Genomic DNA, 26,454 nt, shown 5'->3' on the forward strand with positions numbered 1-26,454 from the left:
GAACTCCGCTTTGCTTCGTTTGCGTAGCAAATAGTTTCGCGCCCTGCGCTCAACTTTTTTATTACGCTCGTTCCTCGCTTCATAAAAACTTACGGGAACCGCGAACTCCGCTTTGCTTCGTTTGCGTAGCAAATAGTTTCGCGCCCTGCGCTCAACTATTTTTTATGCTTCTTCAAAGCCAACGCTCTTCAGGAAACGCCCAAAGGCCTCCCGTCCGGCCTCATCGCACTTATAGACACCTGCGTCCTCCAGGACTCTTGCAAATACGTGTCCTACTTCCTCCTGCAAAATGGACTGTACGTTCTCTGCAGTGATCTTGATCCCCTTTTCCTCATACTTCGGAAGGAACTCCTCCACCCAGTCAGCGTGTTTTTCCAAAGTTTCATTGCTGCGGATATCCTTTCCCTCAACCAGGTACTCTCCCAGCCCCGCCAGCTCTGTCTTCAGCCTGGAGGGAAGAACTGCCAGGCCCATTACCTCGATCAGGCCGATATTCTCCTTTTTAATGTGATGGAGCTCCTGATGGGGATGGTAAACGCCCAGAGGAAATTCCTCTGTGGTGATGTTATTGCGCAGCACCAGGTCAAGCTCATAGGTATCTCCCACCTTGCGGGCAATGGGCGTGATGGTATTGTGGGGCTCTCCCTCTGTCTCTGCATAGACAAAGGCCGCCTCATCGGTGTAGGCCCTCCAGGCTCCAAGCACGATATCTCCCAGCTCGATCAGCCTGTCGCAGTCCTTGCCCCGCAGTCTCAGCACTGACATGGGCCAGAATACAATGCCTGCCTCCACGTCCTCAAAGCCCTCCATGGAAAAATGCTTCTCGATCCCGGCCTTTGCCATGGCAAAGGTATAATGACCGCCCTGGAAATGGTCATGGCTTAAAATAGAGCCTCCCACAATGGGAAGATCCGCATTAGAGCCCAGGAAATAGTGGGGGAACTGTTTGATAAAGTCAAACAGCTTCTTAAATGCTGCCTTTTCGATCTTCATGGGAACATGCTGCCCATTGAACACGATGCAGTGCTCGTTGTAATATACATATGGGGAATACTGGAAGCCCCACTGGCTGTCATTGATGGTGATGGGAATGACCCTGTGGTTGTTCCTGGCCGGATGATTGGCGCGGCCTGCATAGCCTACATTTTCCATGCAGAGCTGGCACTTCGGGTATCCGCTCTGCTTTGCCAGCTTTGCAGCGGCAATAGCCTTGGGATCCTTCTCCGGCTTTGATAAGTTTACGGTAATATCCAATGTGCCGTACTTTGTCTCTGTTGTCCACTTCATATCACGGCAGATGCGGTAGCGGCGGATATAATCGGAATCCTGGCTCAGCTTGTAATAGTAATCGGTCGCCTCCTCCGGGGACTTCTCATAACGGCTCCAGAACTCCCTTATCACCTCGCTGGGCCTGGGCATCAGGCAGTTCATAAGCTTTGTATCAAGCAGATCCCTGTATACCACACTGTCCTCAGGCATCACCCCTGTCTCATGGGCATAGTCAAGAAGCTCCTTTAAGATCTGCTCTAACTCCTCCCGGCCTGCCTCTCCCTCCGGTTCCTCGTACTCGTCCATCTTTAAAACATCTAATATCTGGTTTCTGGCATAGACGGCATCCTCATCCGTGATCAGTCCTGTATCCAATCCATACTGTACCAGGCCTTTTATCGCTCCATAGATCATTACAATACCCTCCCTGTATTCATGATATGACTTCCTTTTCATTATATCTCCTGGAAATACATATGACAATGAAATTTTTCAATTACTCCTCCCGGAAGGAACAGTTCAGTCGGCTGCCGGAAGGGCGGCTGGAGCGACATTGCAAGACATTAGAAGCACTTAGGCAGCTGGTTTTTCCGTTCAGAGCAGCATCAATGATTGTTTGAGCGCAGCGAGTTGCTTTGATGCTGCTCTGGCTTTTAGGAAAAATCAGGTGTCTTAGTGCTTCTTATGTCCGAAACCGGAGCGCCAGCCGCCCTCCTGGCAGCCGACTGAACTGTTACTCCCGGAACACCCTCTGTATCCGCTCTGTCACCAGACCGCCCAGAAGGCCGATCCCGGCTCCTGCTGCCGTGCCTGCAATGAGGAGCACAGGGAGGTAGGAAAATACGCCGAAGGTCTCCACAACAAAGGCAGCAATGAGGAACTGTCCAATGTTGTGGCATACGCCTCCCAATATGCTGACCCCGATCATTCCAAAGATGCCCAGCCTCCTGCTCACAGCCATCACAGTCAGACTTAACGCAGCCCCAGCCATGGAAAACAGCACAGCGGACATATTGCCGAAGGTAAAACCCACCAGAAGAATGCGGACTGCATTGATAAAGGCAGCCGCCCGAAATCCCAGGGAATACAGGGCAATGATGGTGACAAGGTTTGCCAGCCCCAGCTTCACTCCCGGCGCTCCCAGATAGATAGGGAGCAGGCTTTCCACATAGCCCAGCACAAAGGCCAGGGCGATGAGAAGGCCGTAAAGGGCCGTGCGCCTGGCAGATAAATGATATTTATGATGCATAGATGGATTCTCCTGACGTTTGTTCATGTGAAAGCCCCGGTTCCTGCCCTATGACTTTTACAGCGACAGACCGCCTCGCGCCCTTGCTCTCCTGTCGCTGATGGACTGTACCACAGGAACCATGAAGATCGCCACGATCCCCCCTGCAAAGCCATTGTTGTACAGGTTCATGCCTCCGTACACGATCCCTACGTTCAAGGCCACCGAGGAGTGGAGATAGCCTGCGATGATGCCCGCCACCGGGCCGAACTCTCCTGCCACAGGGGCAAGGGTGGTGGAAAACAGCAGTGCCAGCATGGGCGATGGGTCCGTGATGGACCAGGTCTTTGTGAAGCTGGCAAGGTACACTCCCAGCATGATTGGTGCAATATTTTTAATGTGCTTTCCTGTGGAGCTGAAGCCCACTATCGTAAAGATCCCGCAGATCGTGGGACCGTTCAGGTCTCCCCCCACGGCGATCACAAACAGGGTGGCAAACAGCCCATTCACCCCCATATTAAAGGTAGTGGTAGCTCCGCCCTCTGAGCGCAGGTAATCTGTGCCTGCCAGTCCATAGGAGGCTAAGATACGGCGGTAGGACTCAAAGATCCCCTTTCCCCTGACTGCCACCCCTGTGATGATCATCCCGCCGAACAGCACGGACAGCAGAATGCCGAACAGCACATTGTTCCCAGTAGACCAGATCAGCCTGGACTCAATGGTGACACCAAAGGATTTTACCAGCGATACGATCACCGTGGCAATGATACCGGCCGCAAAGCCCACATTGTACAGAGAATATCCCTTATGGGCGTAATGAACATGGGTGGACAGAGGCGGCAGTACAAAGCCGATGATGATCCCAACCCCCACAGAGATCACAAAGCGCACCGGCAGAGGAAAGCTTCCCACTGTCAGAAGCTGGGTGATGATCGGCGAAAGGCTGGTACCGTAAAGGGCGATGTAGATATAGCGGTGCATGGTGGTTTTATGGTATTTTGCATACAGGAAAACGCCTGCAAGGATGGCCCAGATATTCAGAAGATTCTTGCCAAACAGGGAAAAGCCGAACATCAGACAGCTTGAGGTGATGGTATGCCCGTCCATATCCATACCGAGATAGTAGATGACTCCAATGCTCATAAGGGTCAGAAGTCCCGCATTGATCAGCGCCGCCCCGATGCCGCCTACTACAAAATAATCGGTGATCAGGAAATCCGGCTCCACGATAATACGGATAATGCCCGGAACGATCTCCCGGATAGGCTGGACGATCAGTCCCACCAGTATGAAATAGACCGGGATCACACTCAGCAGGCAGAATTTCTGCTTTCTTGTCAAGGATCTCAATTCGTGAAAATGCTCCATATGTTTCATGCGCTACGCCTCCCCCATGATGCTCTTCTTCTATGATACATGAAATAACGGGAATTGGCAAAGAGAAATTACATCTGGGCACGGTACATTTTCGCATACTGTCCATCAAGGGCCAGCAGCTCCTCGTGGCTTCCCATTTCCCTGATCCTCCCATCCTCCAAAAACAGGATAATATCGGAATCGCGTATGGTGGATAAGCGGTGGGCAATAAGAAAGGAGGTTCGTCCCCTTGTAAGCTTTCCTATGGCATTTTGAAGCTTTTGCTCTGTCATGGTATCAACAGAGCTGGTGGCCTCGTCCAGGATCAGAATGGGGGCATCCGCCAAAATGGCCCTGGCAATGGTGAGAAGCTGGCGCTCCCCCTGGCTTAAGGCTCCGCCGCCCTGCTCCAGGACAGTGTCATACCCATCCCTTAAACGGCCTATAAAGCCATGGGCTCCGGCCGCCTTTGCCGCCATTTCCACGTCCTCATCCGAGGCAGCCTCATTTCCATAGCGTATGTTGTCACGGATGCTCATCTGAAACAGGGAGGGCTCCTGGAGCACTACGCCGAATACTCTTCTTAAGCTTTTTCTCTGATACTCCCTCAAGTCCCTTCCATCCAGCAGGATGGCGCCTTCGGTCACATCATAAAATCTGGTGAGCAGGCTTATGATCGTAGTCTTTCCCGCTCCTGTAGCTCCCACAATGGCAGCCCGTGTTCCTGCCGGTATCGAAAAGCTCACATCCTTTAGAACGAACTCCCCCTCCAGCCTGTACCGGAAGCTCACATGGCAAAACTCTACCTCTCCCTTCGGAGCGCAGACAGGAATGGCTCCCGGTATATCCGGCTCTTCCTCCCTCTCATCGAACACCTGAAACACCCTCTCTGCCCCTGCGACTGCTGTCTGCAGGCTGTTGTAAAAGCTGGCAATATGGGTAAAGGGCTTAGAAAGCTGCCTGGAGTACAGCGCAAAGCTGGAGATAAGGCCCACAGGGATCATGCCTTTTACCGCCATCATTCCGCTGACTGTCACCACTGTCAGAAACCCCAGGTTGTTGATCACATTTGTGACAGGCATCAGGTAGCCGGACCATATGAGCGCCTTCTTTGATACTTGGTAAAGCTCCCTGTTGCATTCCTCAAACTGCCGGAGCATTTCCTCCTCCCGGCCAAAGGCCTTTACCACGGAAATACCGGATATCCCCTCCTCGATCTCCCCGTTCAGACGTCCCAGGGCTGCCTGGCGTTTCCTGTAAAGCTTCTTTGTGCGCCTTGTGATAAATCTGGTAAAAAGGACCACGAGCATCACATAGCACAGGGACACTGCTGTCAACAGAAGGTTCAGAGAAGCCATAGCGCACAGTGCGCCCAGAATGGTAAAGCCCAGAAGAAGGAGCTGGGCCAGGGAATTGGAGATGGTGGTGCTGATGCTGTCCACATCATTCGTCAGGCGGCTCATCATATCCCCATGGGTATTGCGGTCATAATACTCCAGAGGAAGGCCCTTCATTTTCCCAAAAAGAAGTGTTCTCACATAGCGTACAAACTGCTGCCCTGTCCTGGCAAGGAGAAAGCCCTGCAAAAAGCGTGCCAGCCAGTCTCCCAGGTAAAGGGAGGCCAAAAACAGGACGAGAAGGTCTGCCCTGTTCCCGCTGTCTGCTGCATTTACCAGCTTTCCTATGATAAGGGGGCAAAGTGCCGCTGACATGGATGCCAGGAGAGGGAACACAAGGAGCCATACCAGCTTTTTCCTGTTTCCCTTTGTCAGCCCCCACAGCCGTCTCATAGTGCCGCCCATATCCTTTGGCTTTGCCGCTGTCCCGTGGATCCGCCCGCCGCCCATGCTTGTTCCCGGACCAAACCTGACCTCTGCCGCCATTTACACACCTCCCATCTGGGATATGTACATCTCCCTGTATTCTGCGCACTGCGCCAGCAGCTCCTCATGTGTTCCGAAACCTGCCAGGGAACCCTCCTTCAGGCAGAGGATCCTGTCTGCCCTCATCACTGTGGAGACGCGCTGGCTGATGAGAAATATGGTCTTCTCTCCCCGCAGGTGCCCAATGCCCTCCAGCACCTTTTTCTCTGTAAATGCATCCAAAGCACTGGTGCAGTCATCCAGTATCAGCACAGGGGCGTCCTTTAACAAGGCCCTGGCAATGGAGAGACGCTGCTTCTGTCCCCCTGACAGGTTCACGCCGCCCTGGCCCACCTTTGTGCCGTAGCCCAGCTCCATCCTGTCTATAAATTCATGGGCACAGGCGACCTTTGCCGCAGCCTCAAGCTCCCCCATAGCAGCAGTTTCCTTTCCCCATCTTAAGTTGCTCTCAATGGTCCCTGTAAATAAAAGGGCCTTCTGGGGGACAACCGCCACTGCATGATTGAGGGCTTTTGGGGGAATGTCATTTACACACTTCCCGTCTAAAAGCACCTGCCCAAAGGAGGCATCGTAAAACCGGGGAATGAGCCGGATGAGCGTCGTTTTCCCGGAGCCAGTGGGACCGATGATGCCAATGGTCTCTCCCGGTTCTGCCTGAAAGCTTATATGGCGCAGCATGGGGCGGCCGGTGCCCGCGTAAGTGAAGGAAACATTGCGAAATTCTACATATCCTTTCAATGGTTCCATTTCCAACTCCGATTTTCCGGCCGGCTCTTCTGAATTCTGCGCCGGCCTCTCCTCCAGCACCTCCTGCACTCTGTCTGCAGAGGCACAAGCCCTCACAGCCGTATTCAGGATATTGGACACCATCCCCAGGGAAACAACCATCTGGGTCATGTAATTAACAGCTGCCATCAGCCTTCCTATGCCGTTCCACGGAGACCTTCCGGCCCTCCACAGCAGGAAGACAATGCCCATATTCACGGTCAGATTAATGAGGGGAGCGCACACAGCCGCTGTCCGGAGGGCAGAGATCCCCGCCATTTCCAGCTCCTCTGCCGCATGCCCAAACCGGGACTCCTCCTGCTCCTCTGAGCAAAAGGCCTTGATCACCCGGATGGAGGAGAAAAATTCCCGGCTCACCTGGTTTAAGGCATCCAGCTTCTCCTGCATCCTCCGGAATCTGGGAAAGCCGATCTTCATATTCATATAGATCAAACAGGCCACAATGGACAGGATGACTGCCATGGCCGGGGCCAGCTTTGGCGTTCTGGTGATGATCAGGAAAACAGCGCCTCCGCAGGTGATAGGCGCTTTTACTAGGATCCGCATGGACCCGTTGATAAAATTTTGGATCTGAGTCACATCGTTTGTGATCCTGGTGATCAGAGAGGATGTCTGAAAGCGGTCAATATTCTCAAAGGACAGGCTCTGCACCTTACGGTAAAGCCGGCTCCGCAGCTCCATCCCGATCAGCTGGGAGGTGCGGCTGGAGCAGATATTCCTCATCACAGCGCCTACGGCTCCCAGTCCGGCCACAAGGAGCATCATGCCCCCGTAAAAAAGGACTGTCCGGGAATTCCCCAGCTTTACGCCCTCATCCACCACCTGGGACATGAGAGTGGGCTGGAGCAGGTCACAGGCAGCCTCCAGGGTGAGGAACAGGACGGCTGTAAGAAACATGCCTATGTGACTGTATATCAGCTTTCCAATGAGCTTCATCTCCTGCTCCTCCTTTCGCCAAAGGCCGGGTTGGGCCTCTGCTTTTATGGCCTTTGCTTTTATGGCCTTTGCCCGGATGCCGGCCTCTGCTTTTGCCAGGTGCCTCTCCGCTTTCTGTATCCATCACACGAAACCACTAGTGTACTGACACGTTCATTTTCAAACGAATAACGCAGAATGAATTTTCAGCCTGCAAGGCGTAGCGGTGGCTACGCTGACTGACGACAACGCCGGAGAGGGAAATTCAGGCAAGCTATTCGTTGAAATATGAGCGTGTCAGTACACTAAGAACGTCCGGTGAAAATGGCTTTTCAACGCTGCTTCTCGCACTCAAAGGTCAGTCCCCAGGACTTACGCACCTTGTCCATGAGCCGTATGATCGCCAGCGTATCTTCCTTTTTCAGCACATCACTTGTATACATCCCCTGGTCCACACAGCGCTGTACCTCCCGGATCTGATATTCAAAGCCGTTGACCTCAAACGGGAATTCCAGGGTATACTCCTCTCCCTCTGCCGGACGCACGGTCAGCCTTTCTGCCTGCTGGAAATCCGGCAGATACAAAGAGCCCTTTGTTCCTGTTACCAGTGCCTCCCTGGGCATGATAAGGCCGATGGAGGTGGTGACGCAGGCGCTCCTGCCTCCTGGATAGGCTAGCAGGATAGAGCTGAAATCGTCTGTACCGAATTCATTGATGTGATGGCAGGAGGTAAAGGACCTGGCCTCCTCATCTCCCATCACCATATGCATAAAGCCCAGGTTGTAAATGCCGATATCCAAAAGAGCGCCGCCTGCCAGAGAGGAATTGAACTTTCGCACCTTTCTGGCTCCTGCTGCCACAAAGCCGTAGTCGCTCCTTGCATGGACCACATCGCCGATCACGCCCTCCCTTATCAGCTCCTGCATTTTCTTAAGAGCGGGAAGGTGGCGAATCCAGAAGGCCTCCATGATGAAAAGCCCCCTGGACTCTGCCAGCTCATAGAGCTTCTCTGCCTCCTCCTCATTGGTGGTAAAGGGCTTCTCACAGAGCACATGCTTTCCCGCCTCCAGGCACATGCAGCAGTTTTCGTAATGCATGTTGTTCGGCGTGGCAATGTATACTGCATCCACATTTTCATCTCTTACCATCTCCTCATAGGAGCCGTAGAAAGCAGGTATGCTGTGCCGGGAAGCAAATTCCTCCGCCTTCTCCTTTGTTCTGGAGGCGCAGGCTGCCAGTCTCTGGCTGTCCTCCATTTTATTTACCGTTGCTGCAAACTTTGCTGCAATGGTTCCTGTTGCCAATATTCCCCAGTTCATATCTTTCTTTCCTTTCCGCATACTACGAAAGTCCTGCCGCCGGATAGGCGCCAGGTATTCCGTATGTCAAATGCGCCCGTCAGACCTTCATGGCGTGGCAGCGCGTCCGCCAGACCTTCGTGGCGTGGCAGCGCGTCCGCCAGACCTTCGTAGTGCGGTGGCTCGTCCGCCGGCCGGGCGCATGTAGGTATGCTATCCGATCTTTCTCACATCAATGGTGTTGTCATTTAAGGTCGTTGCCTCCCCAATGTCAGACAGGCGCTCGTGATGCAGGGCATTGACCAAAAGCTCTGTCCCTGTTGTGTCCGAGCAAAAGATCCCCGGGGCGGCGGCTGCTCCCTCTGCCACAAGCCCTGTCACCCTGGCCTTAAAATTCACCTCTGCCAGGTCATTAAATGCCTTGATCGGATCTCCGTCCTCTATTCCTCTGGCCTTGGCATCTGCAGGATGGAGAAGGAGCTCTGCCTCCCCCTTCTGCTCCACCAGGCTTTCCCGTTCTAAGAAAATGGAATTTAACGTATAGCAGGAGGGCACTGCGATGAGCTTTAGGGGATACTCCCCTCCATGGCAGTCTGTGTAGTGGGGAACAGGCTCCGGAAGGGAGTGGTTCGTGATCTTTACCCTCCCTGTATCCGTCAGGAATCTCCTGTGGTCTGCAAAGGGGGTGGATATCACTCCGCCCTCTCTGAGGACCCTCATGCCTTCCTCCCCTGCTCCGTCAAGTCCTGTGCCCGGATGGTCTAACAGCTCCTCAAGCATTTCCTCCTCCGTATGCTTAAAATAATCTTCCTCATAGCCCATAGCCTTTGCCAGCAGGCAAAAAGTATCCCAGTTGCTCTTGCACTGACCCGCAGGCTCGATGATCTTTTTTGCTGTTCCGAAGGTACAGTATCCATAGGCTGTATAACAGTCTGTCTGCTCCACAGAAAAGGTGGCCGGAAGCAAAATATCCGCATACCTTGCTGTGTCCGTCATAAAACGCTCGTGGACAACAGTAAACAGATCCTCCCGCTTAAGCCCTTCTATGATCCCCTTCTGGCTGCACACAGAACCCACCGGGTTGCTGCCGTATACATACAGGCTTTTCACCGGAGTCTCCCCGTTTGCGCCTGTAAGGGCGGAGGCCAGCTGGTTGATGTTCACCTTCCTCTCCTCTCCCCTTCGGAAATCCAGCCTGGTGACACGCTCTGTCTCCACAAAATTTCCCGCGCCGGGATTGCAGCCGCACAGGCCTCCTCCCGGTTTTCCCCATGCTCCTGTGAGGGTGGACAAGATCGTGATCAGACGCACGGTCATCCCGCCATTGCCATAGCGGGAGGGGCCGCTTCCCAAGAGAATGGACGGTGCCTTGGCCCTCCCGTACTCCTCTGCAAGGGCTGTGATGGCAGCTGCAGGGATCCCGGTGATCTCCTGCGCCCACTCCGGCGTGCAGCCTGTAAGAACAGCCTGAAATTCCCCGTATCCTTCCCCATACTCCTCCAGGAAGTCCTTATCTGTGAGTCCTTTTTCCTCCAGCACATGCATCATCGCCAGGGCCAGGGCCCCGTCTGTGCCCGGACGGATGAGGAGGGTCTCGTCGCAGTAGGCGCTCATATCCGAAGCGCAGGCCTCGATCAGGACCACCCTCTTTCCCATTTTCCTGGCAGCTGCAAGCACCGGCATGGTATGTATCCTGGTGGCCTTCACATTGCTCCCCCAGATAATATAAAAATCACTGTCAGGAAGCTCCCTGGGATCCAGACAGCCCGTCTTTCCCAGAACAGCCTCATACCCGGCTCCCTTTGCGGAGGAGCAGAGCGTCTGGATCAGGGTACAGGCTCCCATTCTGTTAAAAAATGCATTGCCGCACTTTCTCTGTATAACGCTCATGACGCCGGAATAATAAAAGGGAAGGATGGCCCTTCCTCCTTCGTTTTGAAGGATCTCCTTCCAGCGCCCGGTGATCTCCTCTATGGCCTCCTCCCAGGTAATGGGGACGAATCTTCCTTCTCCCTTTTGTCCCTGGCGCTTCATGGGGGTCAGGATGCGGTCCGGGCTGTGGACAGAGCGTTCATACTCCTGCATTTTCCTGCACAGAAGTCCCTTTGTGACCGGATGGCCGGCATCCCCCTTCACTCCCAGGATCCGCTTTCCGTCCGTCTCCGCCACAATGCCGCAGGCTGCAGGACAGTCATAAGGACAGATTGTTTTTTGTGTATAAGACATGTCGCATATCCTCCATCATATGGGTGTAGAATACAATTCTATATGCTTAAGTATAATTACCTTTCCCTGGTCCGTCAAGTCAACATCCCCTCTGCAGGCAGCGTGACATGTGACCCTCGCGGCAGCCCCCAAATGTGCATGAAGGCATGACGCCTGGCCCGTTGCCTGCGGGAATCAGTCTTTCACCCGCCCTGTAAAGCCAAAACAGAGGGACAGGCGAACCTGTCCCTCCCGGACTGCAGACAAACTATGCTTTCTGGAATCACGCAGGTGGAATTCATTTCCACCGTGGTGGAAAAGTACGATTTCCAGGTGCTTTTGCCCTTGTACGAGGAAATTGTACGTTTTCCTTTGTATATGGAATTTACGGCGCGGCAGCGCGTCCGCTGCTGGGCGCATGCAGGTTTACAGCAGATGCTTCCTGAGCTCTGCGCCGTCGGCCTGGCTTAAGTAAGCTGGTGCAATATCAAATACGGTCTTGCAGCCTGTCTGTCCTTCCCTGCTTAAGCGGTAAGCCGCTCTAGCATAGGCTGCCAGAACAGAGGATGTGAATTCCGGGTTGGAATCCAGCTTTAAGCTGTACTCGATCACATGGCTGTTCTCATCCTGCCAGCCTGTCTTTCCTGTGCGGATCACAAAGCCGCCATGGGGGATGCCGCTGTGGTCTCTCTTCAACTCCTCCTCACTGATGAAATGCACCGTCGTGTCATAATCAGAGAAATAGTTGGGCATTGTCACGATAGCCTTCTCAATGGCCTCTAAGTCAGCGCCCTCCTCTGCCACCACAAAGCACTCTCTTGTGTGCTTCTGCCTGGTGGTAAGCTCCGGACAGCTTCCGCTCCTCACAGCCTCCAGGGCACTGTCCACCGGAATGGTGTACTGCCTTGCATCCTTTACGCCCTCGATCCTGCGGATGGCATCCGAATGCCCCTGGCTCACGCCCTTGCCCCAGAAGGTATAATCGCTGCCCCCTGGGAGGATGGCATTTGCATACAGCCTGTTAAGGGAGAACATGCCCGGATCCCAGCCAACAGAGATAATGCCCACATGTCCGCTCTCCAAAGCTGCCTTGTCCACTGCTGCAAAATGCTCCGGTATCTTTGCATGGGTGTCAAAGCTGTCCACTACGTTAAAATACTTTGCCAGCTCCGGAGTCTGCTCCGGAAGGTCTGTTGCACTTCCTCCGCAGAGGATCATCACATCAATATCATCCTTCATCTGAGCTGCATCCTCTGCAGCATATACCTTTCCGCCTTCTGTGAGAATAGAAACAGTCTTTGGATCCCTTCTTGTAAATACGCCTGCCAGCTCCATGTCTGTATTGTGGCGGATCGCACACTCCACACCTCTTCCCAGGTTTCCGTATCCATAAATTCCAATTCTGATTGCCATGCTATGTACTTCCTTTCGTAATTCATATTCCGGCCCATAGGGCCTTATCCTGTTTACAAATTGATCCCTGCTCACAGCCCGGCTAAAGAGCAGCCGTTTCACGGACAATAACGCCCTCTGCAGGATATGAGCTGTGAAGGGCAACGTAAATTATACTATATCGGAAGCTGGTTTGGCAAATGGAAAATCCATATTACCTTGAAAGTCCTGCCGCCGTAGAGCGGCATGTATTCAGGTATGCCAAATGCGCCCGCCATACTTTCATGGTGCGGTGGCGAATCGGCCAGCCGGGCGCATGCAGGTCTACCGCAAAAACCGCTCTGCAAGAATATCCCCGATGCAGCCGTTTCCTGCCATGATCTGCGAGGGTCCTGTCACATCCACGGGATCGCCGTTAAAGTCTGTCACCTTTCCTCCTGCTTCCTCCACCAGGAGAAGGCCCGCTGCAAAATCCCAGGGTTTTAAGCTCCGCTCAAAGAAAGCCTCTGTCCGTCCGCAGGCCACATAGGCCAGGTCAATGGCCGCCGAGCCCATGCGCCGGATGTCGGAGCAGTGAAGAAAGATCTCCTGAAAGGCCTTAAAATTCTTCTCCGCCAGGCTGTGGTCATAAGGGCAGGTGCCAATGGATACCAGGCTTCTCTCCAGCGTATCTACCTGGCTCACATGTATGGGAGTATCCCCCAGCCAGGCCCCTTGCCCCTTAACTGCCCAGAACATCTCATCTGTATAGGGCTGGTAGATGATCCCCAGCTCTACCACTCCCCCTGTACAGAGGGCTAAGGACAGGGCGCTCTGCCGGAAATCATGTATCAGGTTTGTGGTTCCGTCCACAGGATCTAAGATCCACACAGAGCCTGAAAAATCAATATCGCTGTTGTCCTTCTCCTCCCCCATAAACTGTATCTGTGGATAAAGGCTCCTTAAGCCCTCCTTCATGGTCTCCTGTACCTGGAAATCCACCTGGGTCACAAAGTCAGAAACACCCTTGACCTTGATCTGGGATGCCCTTTTGTGATCCATGAACAGGGGCTTTATGCTCTTTACCAGTGCCTTTATCTTCTCTGCATCCACATTCATATCCTTTGTTCCTCCGGTCATTGATCATTTGAAGCTTCATCTGCTTTTCACCAGTATATCACAAATCCTCCCATCTCTCCACCTCAAACATTTCCTCCATCATAAGCCAGTTTACACGGAAGAAATTCATGAGCTGCCAATAGCCTGCCCCTGTGAGGCCGTATTCCTTTATGAGATCAAATTTCGCCCTGATGCTCCTGGCGTCCTCGAACCAGACCTCGTGCTGGATGCCGTACTGCCAGTAGCGGAAGTAGGGCGACTGGGCTGTCTCGTCAAACTGGATCTCCACACCGTGGTCAATGGCGATCTCCACTGCCTCCAGATTACTTATGGTCCTGGCCCTGGTGATCCCGCGCTCATAGGGCAGAGGCCAGTCATATCCGTAATTGGGTATCCCTAAGCTCAGCCGTTCCTTCGGTATCTCTGTCAGCGCGTATTCCACTACACGGCGCACCATGTGAATGGGAGCAACAGCCATGGGCGGCCCCTGGCTGTAGCCCCACTCGTATGTCATGAGCATCACCCGGTTCGCTGCCCGGCCCAGAAGGCCGTAATCAATTCCCTGATAGAGAAGGCCGGGCTGGTCCGCTGAGGTCTTTGGAGCCAGAGCCGCCGTCACCTGATAATCAAAAAGGTTCAGCACATCAGCTGCCTTTGCCACAAATTCCGCATAACTGGCTCTGTCCTCTGCCAGCACGTATTCAAAATCCACATCCAGTCCCCCAAAGCGCCTCTCCTGGATGTTCCTCCCCAGCTCCCAGATCAGCCTCTCCTGGCTTTCTGCATTTTCCACGATCGCTGTCACCAGGTTATTGTTGAATCTCCCGTCTGCCCCCAGGGGCGTCAGTGTCAGAATGGGGCGCACCCCTGCCTGCCAGGCCCGGTCTATCATCCATCTGTCATCTGTGGACGGATATACCAGGTTGCCCTCCTCTGTGAAGCCGTAGGAAAATACGTACAGGTCCGTGATATGAGGCAGAGTCTCCTCCAGTGTTTTATGGTCAATAAACGGATACGCATAGCCAAAAGCATACAGAGGAGGCCTCACGCTCCCGCCATTTCCGCTGACAAAAAGAGCCTGGCCCACGGCCAGGCGGTATGGATATTCCAGCTGGTTCTCCCATATCAGCTTGTGAACAGAAATTCCCAGGGAAGCAGCGATCGAGTCCACGCTGTCTCCTGTTTTTACCACATAGATTTCCATAAAGCCATCATCCCGCATCCAAACTCATTTCATATATATGCGGTCTGTGGGGCCTTCATGCCTTACCTCATCCTTCCGGCAGATGCGGTGGTTACTGTTCACTCCGTTTACAACACTCCCTTTTTGCGGGATCCTGCCTATGAACAGTAACATGCGGTGCAGAATACAGCAGCTTGGGAGTTTCCGGTCTTGCCACCGCCCTCGGCCTGTTATATAATAATAACTAATATTTATTTATAAGTTTTCAGGAGAATATATGGATTTGATCAACCAGTTCATAGAGAACTACAAGAAAAAAATGAATTTTTATGAAACCGCCGGACGCCTGGCCGCGGGGCAGCTGGAGGCCGCCTTACAGTCCTCCGGTATCAGGGCCATTGTCACCTTCCGCGCAAAGCATCCCGGACGGTTAAAGAATAAGGTCCAGCGGCGCAATGCCAAACGGCCTGTTCCCTACAAAAATATGCGGGAGATCTACGAGGATATTGTGGATCTCTCCGGCGTCAGGGTGTCTCTCTACTTCCCTGGGGACCGTGAGATGGCAAACAGCCTGATCTGTGACCTTTTTGACATTCTTGAGACAAAGCAGTTCCCGGAGCAGTCCAAACCGCCTACCTACAACAAACGCTTTTCCGGCTACTGGGCCAATCACTACCGTGCCAGGCTCCGTGAGGACGGCCTGGAAGCCTCCCAGAAGCGCTATGCCTCTGCCCGCATCGAGATACAGGTGGCTTCCGTGCTCATGCACGCCTGGTCTGAGGTGGAGCATGACCTTGTATACAAACCCCTCCAGGGAACTCTCTCCGAAGAGGAACTTGCCATCTTAGACGAGCTGAACGGCCTGGTGCTGGCAGGTGAGATCGCCTTAGAGCGCCTTCAGGAGGCCGGAAACGAGCGTATCCGCAGCAAGGATACCACCTTTGGCAATCAGTATGAGCTTGCCTCCTATCTCTACAAATATTTGAGCAGAAACCACCTAAGCCCGGAGGACATTGACCTGCGCATGGGAAATGTGGAGCTCCTCTTCCGCCTGATCAGCCGCTTAGGCCTGAACGGCGTGCGGCAGGTGGAGCCTGTATTAAGATCCGTCAAGTTTGAGAAGGACAGGCGCAACATCTCCCAGCAGATCATTGACCAGATCATCACCGGAAATGCAAAGCGCTATGAGGTGTACCAGGAGCTTCGCCAGAATGACTACCAGACAGACCCTGCCACAGCCCAGGCCATTACTGGCTTCTTCATGCAGTGGATCCCTCTGGAGGATCTGTTAAACAGGATCACCTATAAAAATTCCCCCAAGAAAAAGGGAGCCTTCAACATCAACTCCCTAAAGCGCATGAATATCCTCGACAATGACTGCCTAAACCAGATCGTTTCCTTGAGAAAGACCAGAAATGTGCTGATACACGACATCGAAACGCCGGAGGCCGCCTCCATTGAAAAGCAGGGTGAGGAGGCCAGAAAGCTTTTGGAGAAGCTGACAGTGCAGTTCGGACAGTATCAGAATTAAATCTTCCTATCACTATTGATTTTCTTTTACGGCTGTGCTATCATATACCAAAATCCCAAAAAACGAGGTGAAAGAATGTTCAATTTTTCTTACAGATAATATATAGAAGAAGTGGTGGTATGCAGCTGTTGGCGTCATACTTCTGCGCATTTGCAGGAAAGTGATCATTCTATTTCTCATCCTATCCGTCTACTGCTCCTATGCGGGGCAAGTATTTGTATGCTGTGATGAGCTGCGAGGATCTTCTTGCAGCTCTGTTTTTTTGCCAGAAAGCAGAATGGACAGGCGCACCGGCTTTGCATCACCACATTGATCACAAAGGAGGTTTGATACAATGTCAATGATCAAGGTCGAGCACCTGACATTTTCCTACCCAACCAGCCATGACAATGTGTTTGAGGATGTGAATTTCCAGATCGATACGGAATGGAGGCTGGGCTTTGTGGGCAGGAACGGGCGCGGGAAAACAACCTTTCTCCGGCTGCTCATGGGAAACTATGAATACAGCGGGAAGATCCTGTCATCGGTACAGTTTGATTACTTTCCATATCCCGTTGCAGACAAAGCCAAAATGACCTGGGAAATACTGCAGGAGGTACGTCCCCTGGCCCGGGAATGGGAGCTGCTGCGGGAATTGTCCCTGCTTGAAGCAGATGCCGGCGTTCTCTGGCGTCCTTTTGAGACTCTCTCCAATGGGGAGCAGACAAAGGTACTGCTGGCCGCCCTCTTTTTAAATGAGGGACATTTCCTGCTGATCGATGAGCCTACAAACCATCTGGACGCCCATGCAAGAGCCATGGTGTCCTCCTATCTGAGCAGAAAAAAAGGGTTCATCCTGGTCTCCCATGACCGGCGTTTTCTGGATGGCTGTGTGGACCATATTTTATCCTTAAACAAAGCAGATATCTGTGTGCAAAGTGGAAATTTCTCCTCCTGGATAGAAAATTTTGACAGGCAGCAGAATTTTGAGCAGGCACAGAACACACGCCTGCAGAAGGATATCAAGCGGCTGCAGCAGGCAGCTGCCCGCTCCGGCATCTGGTCCTCACGTGTGGAGGCCTCAAAGATCGGAGCCGCAGACAAGGGCTATGTAGGACACAAGTCTGCGAAAATGATGAAACGCGCAAAGTCCTTCGAAGCAAGACAGCAGAAAGCCATCGAGCAGAAATCAGGGCTTCTCAAAAACACGGAGCATGCAGAAGCGTTGCAGATCCGGCCATTGGAATACCGCTCCGATATCCTGGCCGTCCTGACCGGGGTTTCTGCTTGCTATAACGGGGCCGCAGTAAACGCCCCTGTTTCCTTTTCTGTCCGCCGGGGCGAGCGCATCATACTGGAAGGGAAAAACGGCTGCGGCAAGAGCAGCCTGCTAAAGCTTTTGGCCGGGTGTCCCATTAAGCATACGGGAACCATAAAGCTGGGATCCGGCCTCATTATTTCCTATGTGCCCCAGGACACCTCACACTTAAGGGGAACCCTGCCGGACTTTGCCCGGCAGTACCAGCTGGATGAAAGCCTGTTTAAAACCGTCCTTCGGAAGCTGGATTTTGAGAGGGTACAGTTTGAGAAGGACATCTCCGAGTTCTCCGGCGGACAAAAGAAAAAGGTGCTCCTTGCAAAAAGCCTCTGCGAACAGGCCCATCTGTATTTGTGGGATGAACCTCTCAATTTCACTGATGTGTACTCCCGTATACAGATCGAACAGCTGATACTGGAGTTTTCACCTTCCATGGTGCTGGTAGAACACGACAGAGCCTTCCGGGAGGCTGTAGCCACCAGTATCATACCGCTGTGAATATACGCTTCCTGGCCTCCTTAAGGGACCATTTTCTCTGGGCGCTCTTTTTGTAGCTCTCCCTGACATCCTCCAGCCAATGGTGCATCTGAACATTTTTCCAGAGATCTCCTTTGCCGGAGGATATCTTCTTATCAAGCATTGCACAGACCGTCCTGAAGCCCTTTTCACTGTCTCCTGCTATGGCTGTGAGCGCTCCTCTTATGGCTCTGGCAAGGCTCCCATGGTCCGTATCCTCAAAATCCGGCTCAAGCCACAGCTCCACCAGCAAAAAGAGCTCCTCCCACAGGGACTCCTTCCTGATCCGCACAATGCTCTCTGCCGGCTGCCTGTCCCAGGAATATCTTTTTACCCTGCGCTCCTGCTCCAGTATCTGACGGTAGGCTGCCACTCCCCGGATATCCTGCAGCCATATAAGGTACTGGAGGCAGCGTACTCTGTTCTCTTTGTCCTTCCCCGCATATTCCCACAGCAGATCTGCCAGGCCCTCCGATTCGTCCTCGATGATCTGTGAGACTGCATGGAAAAACAGTTCGCCATCCAGATGAGGTAACAGGGCCTGGCAGGCTGCCTCGGAGCCAATCACCTGGCAGAAGTATTCTATGGCCCTTTGTCTGAGATGATCCGGCCTGGCAGCGTCTGCCGCCACTTTGCGGATGGTCTCTGCGCACTGCTCCAGCTTAAATTTCCGGCAATAGAAAAGGTGCAGATATAAGTCTTCTCCCAGGCGCTCCTTCCCCTTCATATGATCCAGTATCACCTGCCTTAATTCCTCCTCTGTAAAACAGCGCTCCAGCAGCTTTTTGATTTCCCCTTCCCTCATGATTCCCGCAAAGGGACATATTCCTTCTGCCTTCTCCTTGCTCATCGGAAAGCCAAAGCGGCTGGCAAAGAAAAGAAGGACCTCAGCCCGGCTGTCCATGACCCTGCCTTCCGTATCTGTGTCCCAGACAATACTCCGGGCAAAGTCCACCTCTTCGATATGGCTGTCATAATATTCCCTGGCAGCCCCCACGATCTCCTCCGGCACTTCCCTGTTTTCATTTTGATAGAGCCACTGGCGGATCAGATATACCTGCATGTCCTTCCAGTCCTGCTCTTCCAGAGCCTGTCTCCATTCCTGCACGGTCATCTCGCTGTCCGAACGAAGATAGTCAAATCGTATCTCCTCCAGATCATACCGCTTTTCCAGCAGTTCTATGGAACTTTCCTTGACATTTTCCAGCGTCAGCTCCTCTTTTCCATACAGCGATATCCATTCATCCACCAGATCCAGATATTTTTCCCGGCAGATAATTGCCTGCCTGTAGCTCTCTGCCCCCTGTCTGCGGAGTGCCTCATAATCGATCACAGGCTTTCTGGGGATCTGGATGCCTGTCCTCTCCTGATACAGAGCTGCAAGCTCAGGAAAGACCGCATTTTTCCAATGCATGATGCCGATGCACTGCGCAGCCTCTTCATCCCTTATGCGCCCCTCTTTATACTGCTCCAGCACCCACCGGGAGATCCCTTCATCCAGCAATCGGTTTAACAGCCACCAATTTTTCTTTTTCCCTGTCACCTTGCCCAGCTCTTCCCGAAACAGCCTCTCCTTGGTCCCTGTGGCTGCAAAATATCCTATGGCAGCCTCCTCCATAAGATTCCAGCCATGCTCTGATGATGCCTCATAGAACGCTGTCACAGTCTTCCAGCTTCCCTCCTTCGGCACCTTCTCCTGTTCTGCCAGGTGCAGGAGAACACAGGATACCACCTCCTCGATCTTGTAGATATGATGGTATTCCGGGTGGTCTATCAAACTCCGGATGATCTGCAGGATGGCAGCAGGCTCCTTCACCGCCATCAGGGCATAATGAAGCTCACAGGTTTCATTTCCCAGCCGTCCCTTTGTTTGATTAAGCCTCCACTGCACATACGTCAGCCCGTCTGTCAAAAAACGGATATGAACATCCGCTCGTTCCAAAACGCGGATGCTGTAATACAGCCCATAGCGTATCTCCGAAGAGTCCGTATCAGAAAAATGTTCCACGAGCCCGGAGAGGATTCCCCTATCCATCAGCCCCAGCTCCGACAGGGCGAGTATCGCCCTCGTACATATCCAGCTATTCTTCTCAGGGCTGCAGCAGATAGTTAAAAGCGCCTCCTTTACCTCCTTCTCTCTTCCGAACAGGTTATCAAACCTGCCAAGAGCCAGGATGGCATTCTGCTGCACGATCTCATCTTCCGGCTTTTGGATCTCCTCAAGGAACATGCCGACAGCCGTATAGCTCATGCCAAATCTGATCAGATCCTCTGCCCGGTAGCGCTGCCTTGTGATCCAGCCATGGCACGATCTCAGCCGTTCCCACTCACGGCGCAGGATCCTTGTTCGCTCAGAGGCGGGAAGCCTGGACCTGTCAAAGTCGAAAAACAGCGTGAAATCCTGATCCAGCAGCCATTTTTCCGTCTTCTCATCTGCAATGGGGAGAAGATAGGACAGCACATGATACCAGTTGCTGCGGATGCCCAGTTCCGGATATCCGGCAGATACCAGCTCTTTGATCTCATCCGGGCTGCATCCGGAAAGATATTCTGCTGCCAGATACTCGCCAAAATTATTGTGGGAAAACTGCCAGCAGCCCTCCTGGCGCTTCCAGATGCCGCTGTAGCTCAGCAGCCTTCTCTCCTCCTGGTCGGGGATCAGACACTGATATTCCTCCTCTGTCAGGGAACGGCAGTCCATTCCATGCATTGCCGCGCCCAGCCTTTGAAGCAGGGAAAACAACAGCGTCCTCCTTTCAGCCAGATCCTCCTCCTCTGTCATCCGAAATTTTTTGAAATCCTCTGAGAATTTGTGGTCTATCAGCTCGCGCATCAATTCCCTGCGCTCCGGTATGGCCCTCTGTTCCTTATAAATGCCGCACAGCTCCAGCAGATAAAACGGGATCAGCAAAAGCTCCTCCAGCCTGCGCCTCTGAACCTCTGCCAAAAAGGCCTCCACATCCAGCCCGTATCCCTCTGCAAATTCTGCTGCATCCCCAGGGGTAAGGGGCTCCAGCCACACAGCTGTAAAAAAGTCTCCCAGCATCCCCTCACGGTAAAAATGATTCCTGGCGGATATGAGAAACCTCGCTTTGGGCCTCTGCTCATGATAATCTGTAAGCCTCTTTAAAAAGCTCTGCCTGCATGCTCCCGATATCTCGTCAAAGCCGTCAATGATAAAGAGAAGCTCCTTCTCCTCTTCCACGGCAAATCCCTGCTTCTGTGCCAGCCCCTCCATTGTCTCATCTACATAGGTTTTCAAGGTCAGAAGGACCGGCCTGGGAAGCTCCTTGTTTTCACTGTAACATGCCGCCACCCACTGCAATTCTGTGGTCTTCCCGCTTCCTGCCTCTCCCAGCAGGACCACACAGGGATAACGCTGGCAGATCTCTGATAAACAGCAGGCTTCTTCTGCCTCCCTCTTGTCCAGTATCTTCTTCTCCTGACTGCTGCAGAAGCGCTTCAGGTAAGGCGACGGGTACTCATATGCCTTTTCTGTGAATGAGGAACTCCTATCCGCCATAGCATCTTTCAATTCCCCTATCCTGCTGTTTACAGACTCTGCTGCCCTGAGGACTGTTCGTTCTATTTGGCCCTGCCTGTACTTCTCTGCAGGCGTCATCCGGCTGCCCAGCTCATTCCTGATCTCTCGGACCAGCAGCTGGTATAATTCCCGTGCAGCGGCCTCCTCCTTTGAACCAAATGACCTGGACGTCCCCTTTGCCGCCCTCCTGGTATCAAGGAGGAGCCGCTCCAACATCTCTTCCTCTGTCTGCTCTCTGCCGCCATTTCCATAGACAATATTCTCCAGCAGCTTCTCTAACGGCCTTTGATATTTCAAAAACGCCGCAAACCAGTCCGAATCCAAAAACAGGCAGTCCTCATGCCTTCTCAGAAATGCAGCCAGACTGGTCTGAAGCGTTTCTTCCAGGGACTCCTTCCCCTGTTTTCCCTTGTGTTCTTCCCATCCCAGCCGCTTACTCCCTGTGTACTTGCCGCCGTCATATAAAATAGAAGACAGGATATTTATGATAATGCTTATGATCTGCTCGCCCATATTCGTATCCCCCTGGTTCCCTGATGATCCTTTTTACCGATTATAGCATTTTTACAGAAAAAGCGGTAGACAGCTCCCAAAACTGCCTACCGCTTATCTTCATTTCATCATTTACTGTATCCAGGCTCCGTCGGCTCCTACACGGTATCCGTCAGGAGTCGTAGTATTTGTCAGCATAGCACCGCTGTCGCTGCAGTAGTACCAGATATTATTCCACAATACCCAGCCTGTCACCATGTATCCCTTTTCATTAAAGAAATACCAGTAATCATTAATGTACTGCCACTGGTTCACCGGGTAGCTCCTGTCTGCGTTGCAGTACCACCAGCCGCCGATATCATCGTGGAGCCATGCCCCGCTTGACTGGCTGTTGTTTCCCGGACCGCCTGCAGTAGAGCTTCCGTAATCGCTACTGCTGCTGTTCTCTCTGATATCCCGCGCCTCGCTTGACGACACATCCAGCTCCTCGGATTCGTACCAGCTTCCCTTATTAGAGGAATTGTACACCGCTCTAACCTTGAAGGTGTAGTCACCGCTCTTTGTAAAATAGCTTGCAAAGCGGTAGTAGGTATTGCTGGTGGTCTGGACGGAGGTCACGGAGCTTCCGTCACGGTATAAGCGCACTTCATATTTTCTGGCATCATCGGCTTCTTCCCAGGAGGCCGTGCCGTCTGCATCATCCCACTCCAGATCCGATATATACAGGTCGTAATCGCTGTCGTCATCGTCATCATCACCGTCTAAGGCATCCAGGGTGATATTGACATACATTTCATCATTATTCCGCCTGCTGATGGATGTAACTGTTCCGTCATCCCCGCTTAAGTCCACATCGCTCTTTGACAGGGTCGACGGGAAATAGTAATCGTCATCTGCAATGAGCGTTACCTTGATCTTCGGCTTGTCATTATCCTCCCAGCCGTTCTTCGGCTCGTTTGTAACCTGCACATCATCCACATAATACTTGCTGGAATCCGTATCCACGTCCACATCGCCGCCGTAATCTCCAGCTGAGATGTTAGAATTGATCTCCAGCGAGATACTGCCAATCTTCGTAGCTGCCATGGACGGAAAGGACATCACCAGACAGGACATGGCTGAAAGCAGGAGCACCACACCACTTTTTACCTTCATCATATCATTCCCCTTCCTCAAAATCTTTTATGCTGCTTTTATTTTAGCATAAAATGGCAGCAAAGAAACTTACAATTTTTATACGTAAATGTGAAATTTGTGTGTTTATGCTCATTTATAATCGTTTCCGCCGCCTGCCCCGGTGTTATACTGTATCCAACAAATCCTCCAGCAACGGGTATTCCTTCGGTTTGTCAACATGGATCACCTTATAATTCCAAATCCCAGCGCTCTTCAATTACTCCTTCTCCCCACTCAGACTTGTCCCTGCTCCAAACCTTATAAAAACCATGCTGCTCATAAACATGACGGGCGATAACCTGAGCCGTAATCGTAAGCAAAAACACCTTTTTATATCCTTTTTCCCTGCAAAAATCCAACGCCAGCTCGATCAACCTGTTCCCATATCCCCGCTGACGCATTTCCGGCTCCAGCATAAAAAATCGTAATTGCGCTGTCATATCATCCACTTTGGCAACAGCTATACTCCCGGCAGGAACACCGTTGCATTCCAGAATATTCAGACAGTCCGTATTGGGGTTGAATTTATCAACAAATTCATACACAATACAGTCTACATAACGTGAGAAAACTTCCGATAGATGGCGTTCTGCATAATAAAGTGTCTTATGTCTCGAAATTACATATTCAATATCACTTTGTTTAAACGGCCTGATCGTAATCACATCATTTGCATCAGAAAGTTTATTTCTGATCATAACCATTGCACGCAGGACTACCTGCTGGTCATGTTCACTCAATTGTTGAAAGATCTTCTGGATCTGCGAGCTCTGAATATCACTTAACCGGTTAAACTCTTTTCTGCCCTTCTCTGTCAGACGGATATAGCGGACTCTGCTGTCTGTCTTGGACAGCGTTTTCTCAATCAAGCCCTTTTTTTCAAACTTGGCAATCATCCTGCTCATATAGCTGCGGTCAATATGAAGCCGCTGCGTCAAAATATTTGCCGTACACCGTTCCGTTTTGCTGATTTCCAACAGAACATCTTTTTCCGTAAGCGAATATCCTGCATTTAGTATCGCATCATCAATCTGCTTGCACAGATACAAATAAACCTTGTTAAATCCCTGAACATCTGCTATCTGGTCCGGCGAAAACAATCCTGTCACCTCTTTTCCTTTGGATATGTAGATATTATATCACTGTCACGAATTTTTTTCATTCCATAATGTAAAACCAAGAATGAACATCCCTCCCAGCATCTGCACAAAGGTCATTCTTTCTCCAAGAATCAACACGGAAACAAGAACTGCCACCAATGGATCAATATAACTTAAAATAGCTGCCTCCTGCCCGGCTAAATCTTTTAGTGCGGAAAAATACATACAATAGGTGATTCCCGTATGGACAAGACCAACTGTAAGCAAACATATCCATCCGGAAACGTTCAATTCTGTAAGGTGCATGCCGCCTGTACCTGCCACATAGGGAATCAAAATTAAAATTGCTGCAAAAAACTGCAAAAGTGTGCGGTGTACGCCTGCTACATTTTTTATAAATTTATTCAGCAGGATAACTGCTGCATAAAAGACAGCAGCTCCCAGCCCAAATAGAATCCCCAGCAGATCATTCCCGCCCTGCCCCATATTACTAATTCCAATGATCAAAAACAGGCCAACTGTTGACATACAAAAGCAAAGAATCTGCTTCCCTGTCAGTTTCTCATGAAATAAAAAAGGGCATGTAATGGTCACAATCACCGGAGCAAAATAATAGCTCAGGGTTGCTGCAGAGATTGTTGTATATTTGTAAGACTGAAATAGCAAAATCCAGTTAATCCCCATGGCAATGCCGGACGCCAGCAATAGAGGGATTTCCTTTTTTATTACTTTTCGATCCATCCGTTGTTTTGAGGCAGCCAGATAAATCAAAATCACTCCCGAAGCTAAAACTGCCCTGTATAATGCCAATTCTCCGGAACTCAATAAAATATTCCTGGTAAAAAGACCAAGCGTTCCAAAAATAGCCATGGAAACACTAAGCATTATCTTTGCGCCTGAATCATTTTTCATATGGTCTTCCACTCCAATTCCTGAGGATTCCGTAATTTTTGATGTTTATAGATCGGGATTTGAAATTCTTTTCCCAGCTTACGAACCAAATCTTTGTAACAGCCTTTTAGCTTATCATGGAAGAAAATGGCTTCAACACCGCCTGCAATTGCATGGATACCGTCACTTACACGTTTCAATCCACTTTCGTTCTCATACTCGCCCGATACCAGCCATTGATTTGCAAGAATATGCGACACTCCAAAAGCTTCATTATTCCATGTAGTAAAAACAGCCTCCGCAAAATTGGGATCAAAATGGATTCCGCCGACACATAAAATATTATGGACGATCCTCTCATCATCATCAAATACATGAGTCAGGGTACGGGCCAATGCCCTGCAGGCTGTCTCATCATTCCAGCATTTCGGGCTGCTGCCTACTTCAATATCAACCATTGGAACAGGATACTGCACAAGCAATGCCGGGTCTCCATGTCCCGCATGCACACCTGACCAATGGGTTGCTTCCGTAACCACCTGATAATCCGTTAATCCAAGTGCTTTACGGTTTTTCTCATAGGCAAGCAGCAGATTTCTCATATACCTCGGCTGCGCTTTTCCAAAATATCCCGAATCCACATCTCCAAGAGAATGTACGGTCAAAACATTTTCCGGTGCATTTGCCCCTTCATGCCATGTTACCATCCCTGACATATCGCAATCCGAAAAATACCGATTCATTTCCGGCAAAAATCTGGGATAGTCCAGACATACCGCCGTATCCATAGGGACAAAAAAATATTCGTGTTTCTCATCTCTATATCCCATAACTTCCTGACCGGAAAATATAATTCCTGTATGCTCCTGCAAAAAACCTTCTTGTTTCAAAATATCCCATACCTGTGTTGCTACATGTCCCCATGTGCGACTATTGCTGATATAATATACTGCTTTCATATTAACCTCCTTGAAACTTTGTGGACTCAGTCCATTTTTAGTATATTAAGTTTTGTGGACTTTGTCAACATTTATCCAAAAAAACATCTGATTTCCCCGTAAAGACACAAGCCCATTTCTCCCAAAAGTGCAAAAAAGCCCGGAAAAACAACGTTTCTTATATTGTCAATACCAAACCGCCCAGCACCTGCCCCGCCTGCAGGAACGCTTCGCTGACCGGTTACATGAAAACACCTCCTAATCCCAAGAAAAAGCACCTTATATGTTTCCATATAAAGTGCTTAGACTGTAGACAAACTATGTTTTCTGGAATGGGAGCTCGAGGGCAAAGCCCT

The 26,454-nt window shown here is 51.4% G+C and carries 17 protein-coding genes; 2 read left to right on the plus strand and 15 right to left on the minus strand.

The window, feature by feature from the left end; all coding sequences use genetic code 11:
- Positions 1–162: 162 nt before the first annotated feature.
- The 10 genes from galT to LIZ87_RS19190 form a co-directional block, all read right to left on the minus strand.
- Positions 163–1,683 carry a UDP-glucose--hexose-1-phosphate uridylyltransferase gene (gene galT / locus LIZ87_RS19145; RefSeq protein ID WP_178316393.1) on the minus strand — a complete coding sequence of 507 codons (1,521 nt, stop codon included), beginning with the start codon at positions 1,681–1,683 and terminating at the stop codon, positions 163–165.
- Between the two features lie 319 nt (positions 1,684–2,002).
- On the minus strand, positions 2,003–2,518 hold the full coding sequence (locus LIZ87_RS19150; protein WP_227148850.1) for a Gx transporter family protein: 516 nt from the start codon (positions 2,516–2,518) through the stop codon (positions 2,003–2,005).
- 57 nt (positions 2,519–2,575) lie between these two features.
- Entirely contained in the window at positions 2,576–3,874 is a 1,299-nt protein-coding gene (locus LIZ87_RS19155) for a DUF1576 domain-containing protein (protein ID WP_227148851.1), read from the minus strand.
- A gap of 68 nt (positions 3,875–3,942) precedes the next feature.
- On the minus strand, positions 3,943–5,736 hold the full coding sequence (locus LIZ87_RS19160) for an ABC transporter ATP-binding protein (protein WP_227148852.1): 1,794 nt from the start codon (positions 5,734–5,736) through the stop codon (positions 3,943–3,945).
- Positions 5,737–7,458 carry an ABC transporter ATP-binding protein gene (locus LIZ87_RS19165; protein ID WP_227148853.1) on the minus strand — a complete coding sequence of 574 codons (1,722 nt, stop codon included), beginning with the start codon at positions 7,456–7,458 and terminating at the stop codon, positions 5,737–5,739.
- Positions 7,459–7,769: 311 nt separating this feature from the next.
- Complete coding sequence (locus LIZ87_RS19170) at positions 7,770–8,756, minus strand: Gfo/Idh/MocA family protein (protein WP_178317244.1); 987 nt, start codon at positions 8,754–8,756, stop codon at positions 7,770–7,772.
- Between the two features lie 192 nt (positions 8,757–8,948).
- Positions 8,949–10,961 (minus strand): molybdopterin-containing oxidoreductase family protein, encoded by a 2,013-nt coding sequence (locus LIZ87_RS19175; protein ID WP_227148854.1) that lies wholly within the window; start codon positions 10,959–10,961, stop codon positions 8,949–8,951.
- A gap of 405 nt (positions 10,962–11,366) precedes the next feature.
- Positions 11,367–12,353, minus strand: coding sequence for a diaminopimelate dehydrogenase (locus tag LIZ87_RS19180; RefSeq protein WP_178317451.1), 987 nt, complete (start codon positions 12,351–12,353; stop codon positions 11,367–11,369).
- 303 nt (positions 12,354–12,656) lie between these two features.
- The gene (locus LIZ87_RS19185) at positions 12,657–13,430 is read right to left on the minus strand and encodes an inositol monophosphatase family protein (protein WP_227148859.1); all 774 of its coding nucleotides are present in this window, start codon (positions 13,428–13,430) and stop codon (positions 12,657–12,659) included.
- A 58-nt stretch (positions 13,431–13,488) separates the two neighbouring features.
- Positions 13,489–14,634, minus strand: a complete 1,146-nt coding sequence (locus LIZ87_RS19190; protein WP_178313582.1) for a glycosyl hydrolase family 18 protein — start codon at positions 14,632–14,634, stop codon at positions 13,489–13,491.
- 256 nt (positions 14,635–14,890) lie between these two features.
- On the opposite strand from LIZ87_RS19190, the gene LIZ87_RS19195 reads away from it, so the two are divergent.
- Complete coding sequence (locus tag LIZ87_RS19195) at positions 14,891–16,144, plus strand: GTP pyrophosphokinase (protein ID WP_178313580.1); 1,254 nt, start codon at positions 14,891–14,893, stop codon at positions 16,142–16,144.
- A gap of 334 nt (positions 16,145–16,478) precedes the next feature.
- Positions 16,479–17,939 (plus strand): ribosomal protection-like ABC-F family protein, encoded by a 1,461-nt coding sequence (abc-f, locus tag LIZ87_RS19200; protein ID WP_178313578.1) that lies wholly within the window; start codon positions 16,479–16,481, stop codon positions 17,937–17,939.
- Here abc-f and LIZ87_RS19205 read toward each other — a convergent pair.
- The 5 genes from LIZ87_RS19205 to LIZ87_RS19225 form a co-directional block, all read right to left on the minus strand.
- The gene (locus tag LIZ87_RS19205) at positions 17,926–22,014 is read right to left on the minus strand and encodes an NACHT domain-containing protein (RefSeq protein WP_227148855.1); all 4,089 of its coding nucleotides are present in this window, start codon (positions 22,012–22,014) and stop codon (positions 17,926–17,928) included. The genes abc-f and LIZ87_RS19205 overlap by 14 nt on opposite strands.
- 111 nt (positions 22,015–22,125) lie before the next feature.
- Positions 22,126–23,109 (minus strand): hypothetical protein, encoded by a 984-nt coding sequence (locus LIZ87_RS19210; RefSeq protein WP_442912267.1) that lies wholly within the window; start codon positions 23,107–23,109, stop codon positions 22,126–22,128.
- Between the two features lie 248 nt (positions 23,110–23,357).
- Entirely contained in the window at positions 23,358–24,278 is a 921-nt protein-coding gene (locus LIZ87_RS19215; protein WP_227148857.1) for a bifunctional helix-turn-helix transcriptional regulator/GNAT family N-acetyltransferase, read from the minus strand.
- A 36-nt stretch (positions 24,279–24,314) separates the two neighbouring features.
- The gene (locus LIZ87_RS19220; protein ID WP_227148858.1) at positions 24,315–25,181 is read right to left on the minus strand and encodes a DMT family transporter; all 867 of its coding nucleotides are present in this window, start codon (positions 25,179–25,181) and stop codon (positions 24,315–24,317) included.
- The gene (locus LIZ87_RS19225) at positions 25,178–26,119 is read right to left on the minus strand and encodes a D-aminoacyl-tRNA deacylase (protein WP_319638600.1); all 942 of its coding nucleotides are present in this window, start codon (positions 26,117–26,119) and stop codon (positions 25,178–25,180) included. The genes LIZ87_RS19220 and LIZ87_RS19225 overlap by 4 nt, the downstream gene beginning before the upstream one ends.
- Positions 26,120–26,454: the final 335 nt, after the last annotated feature.

Origin of the sequence: Lacrimispora sp. 210928-DFI.3.58 (assembly GCF_020554865.1) — a bacterium.
Taxonomy (GTDB): Bacteria; Bacillota; Clostridia; order Lachnospirales; family Lachnospiraceae; genus Enterocloster.

Bases quoted from the DNA above. Each gene is read 5' to 3' on its own strand.
- galT (WP_178316393.1), bottom strand. From the start codon at position 1,683: ATGATCTATGGAGCGATAAAAGGCCTGGTACAGTATGGATTGGATACA.
- LIZ87_RS19150 (WP_227148850.1), bottom strand. From the start codon at position 2,518: ATGCATCATAAATATCATTTATCTGCCAGGCGCACGGCCCTTTACGGC.
- LIZ87_RS19155 (WP_227148851.1), bottom strand. From the start codon at position 3,874: ATGAAACATATGGAGCATTTTCACGAATTGAGATCCTTGACAAGAAAG.
- LIZ87_RS19160 (WP_227148852.1), bottom strand. From the start codon at position 5,736: ATGGCGGCAGAGGTCAGGTTTGGTCCGGGAACAAGCATGGGCGGCGGG.
- LIZ87_RS19165 (WP_227148853.1), bottom strand. From the start codon at position 7,458: ATGAAGCTCATTGGAAAGCTGATATACAGTCACATAGGCATGTTTCTT.
- LIZ87_RS19170 (WP_178317244.1), bottom strand. From the start codon at position 8,756: ATGAACTGGGGAATATTGGCAACAGGAACCATTGCAGCAAAGTTTGCA.
- LIZ87_RS19175 (WP_227148854.1), bottom strand. From the start codon at position 10,961: ATGTCTTATACACAAAAAACAATCTGTCCTTATGACTGTCCTGCAGCC.
- LIZ87_RS19180 (WP_178317451.1), bottom strand. From the start codon at position 12,353: ATGGCAATCAGAATTGGAATTTATGGATACGGAAACCTGGGAAGAGGT.
- LIZ87_RS19185 (WP_227148859.1), bottom strand. From the start codon at position 13,430: ATGAATGTGGATGCAGAGAAGATAAAGGCACTGGTAAAGAGCATAAAG.
- LIZ87_RS19190 (WP_178313582.1), bottom strand. From the start codon at position 14,634: ATGGAAATCTATGTGGTAAAAACAGGAGACAGCGTGGACTCGATCGCT.
- LIZ87_RS19195 (WP_178313580.1), top strand. From the start codon at position 14,891: ATGGATTTGATCAACCAGTTCATAGAGAACTACAAGAAAAAAATGAAT.
- abc-f (WP_178313578.1), top strand. From the start codon at position 16,479: ATGTCAATGATCAAGGTCGAGCACCTGACATTTTCCTACCCAACCAGC.
- LIZ87_RS19205 (WP_227148855.1), bottom strand. From the start codon at position 22,014: ATGGGCGAGCAGATCATAAGCATTATCATAAATATCCTGTCTTCTATT.
- LIZ87_RS19210 (WP_442912267.1), bottom strand. From the start codon at position 23,109: ATGTCCTGTCTGGTGATGTCCTTTCCGTCCATGGCAGCTACGAAGATT.
- LIZ87_RS19220 (WP_227148858.1), bottom strand. From the start codon at position 25,181: ATGAAAAATGATTCAGGCGCAAAGATAATGCTTAGTGTTTCCATGGCT.
- LIZ87_RS19225 (WP_319638600.1), bottom strand. From the start codon at position 26,119: ATGAAAGCAGTATATTATATCAGCAATAGTCGCACATGGGGACATGTA.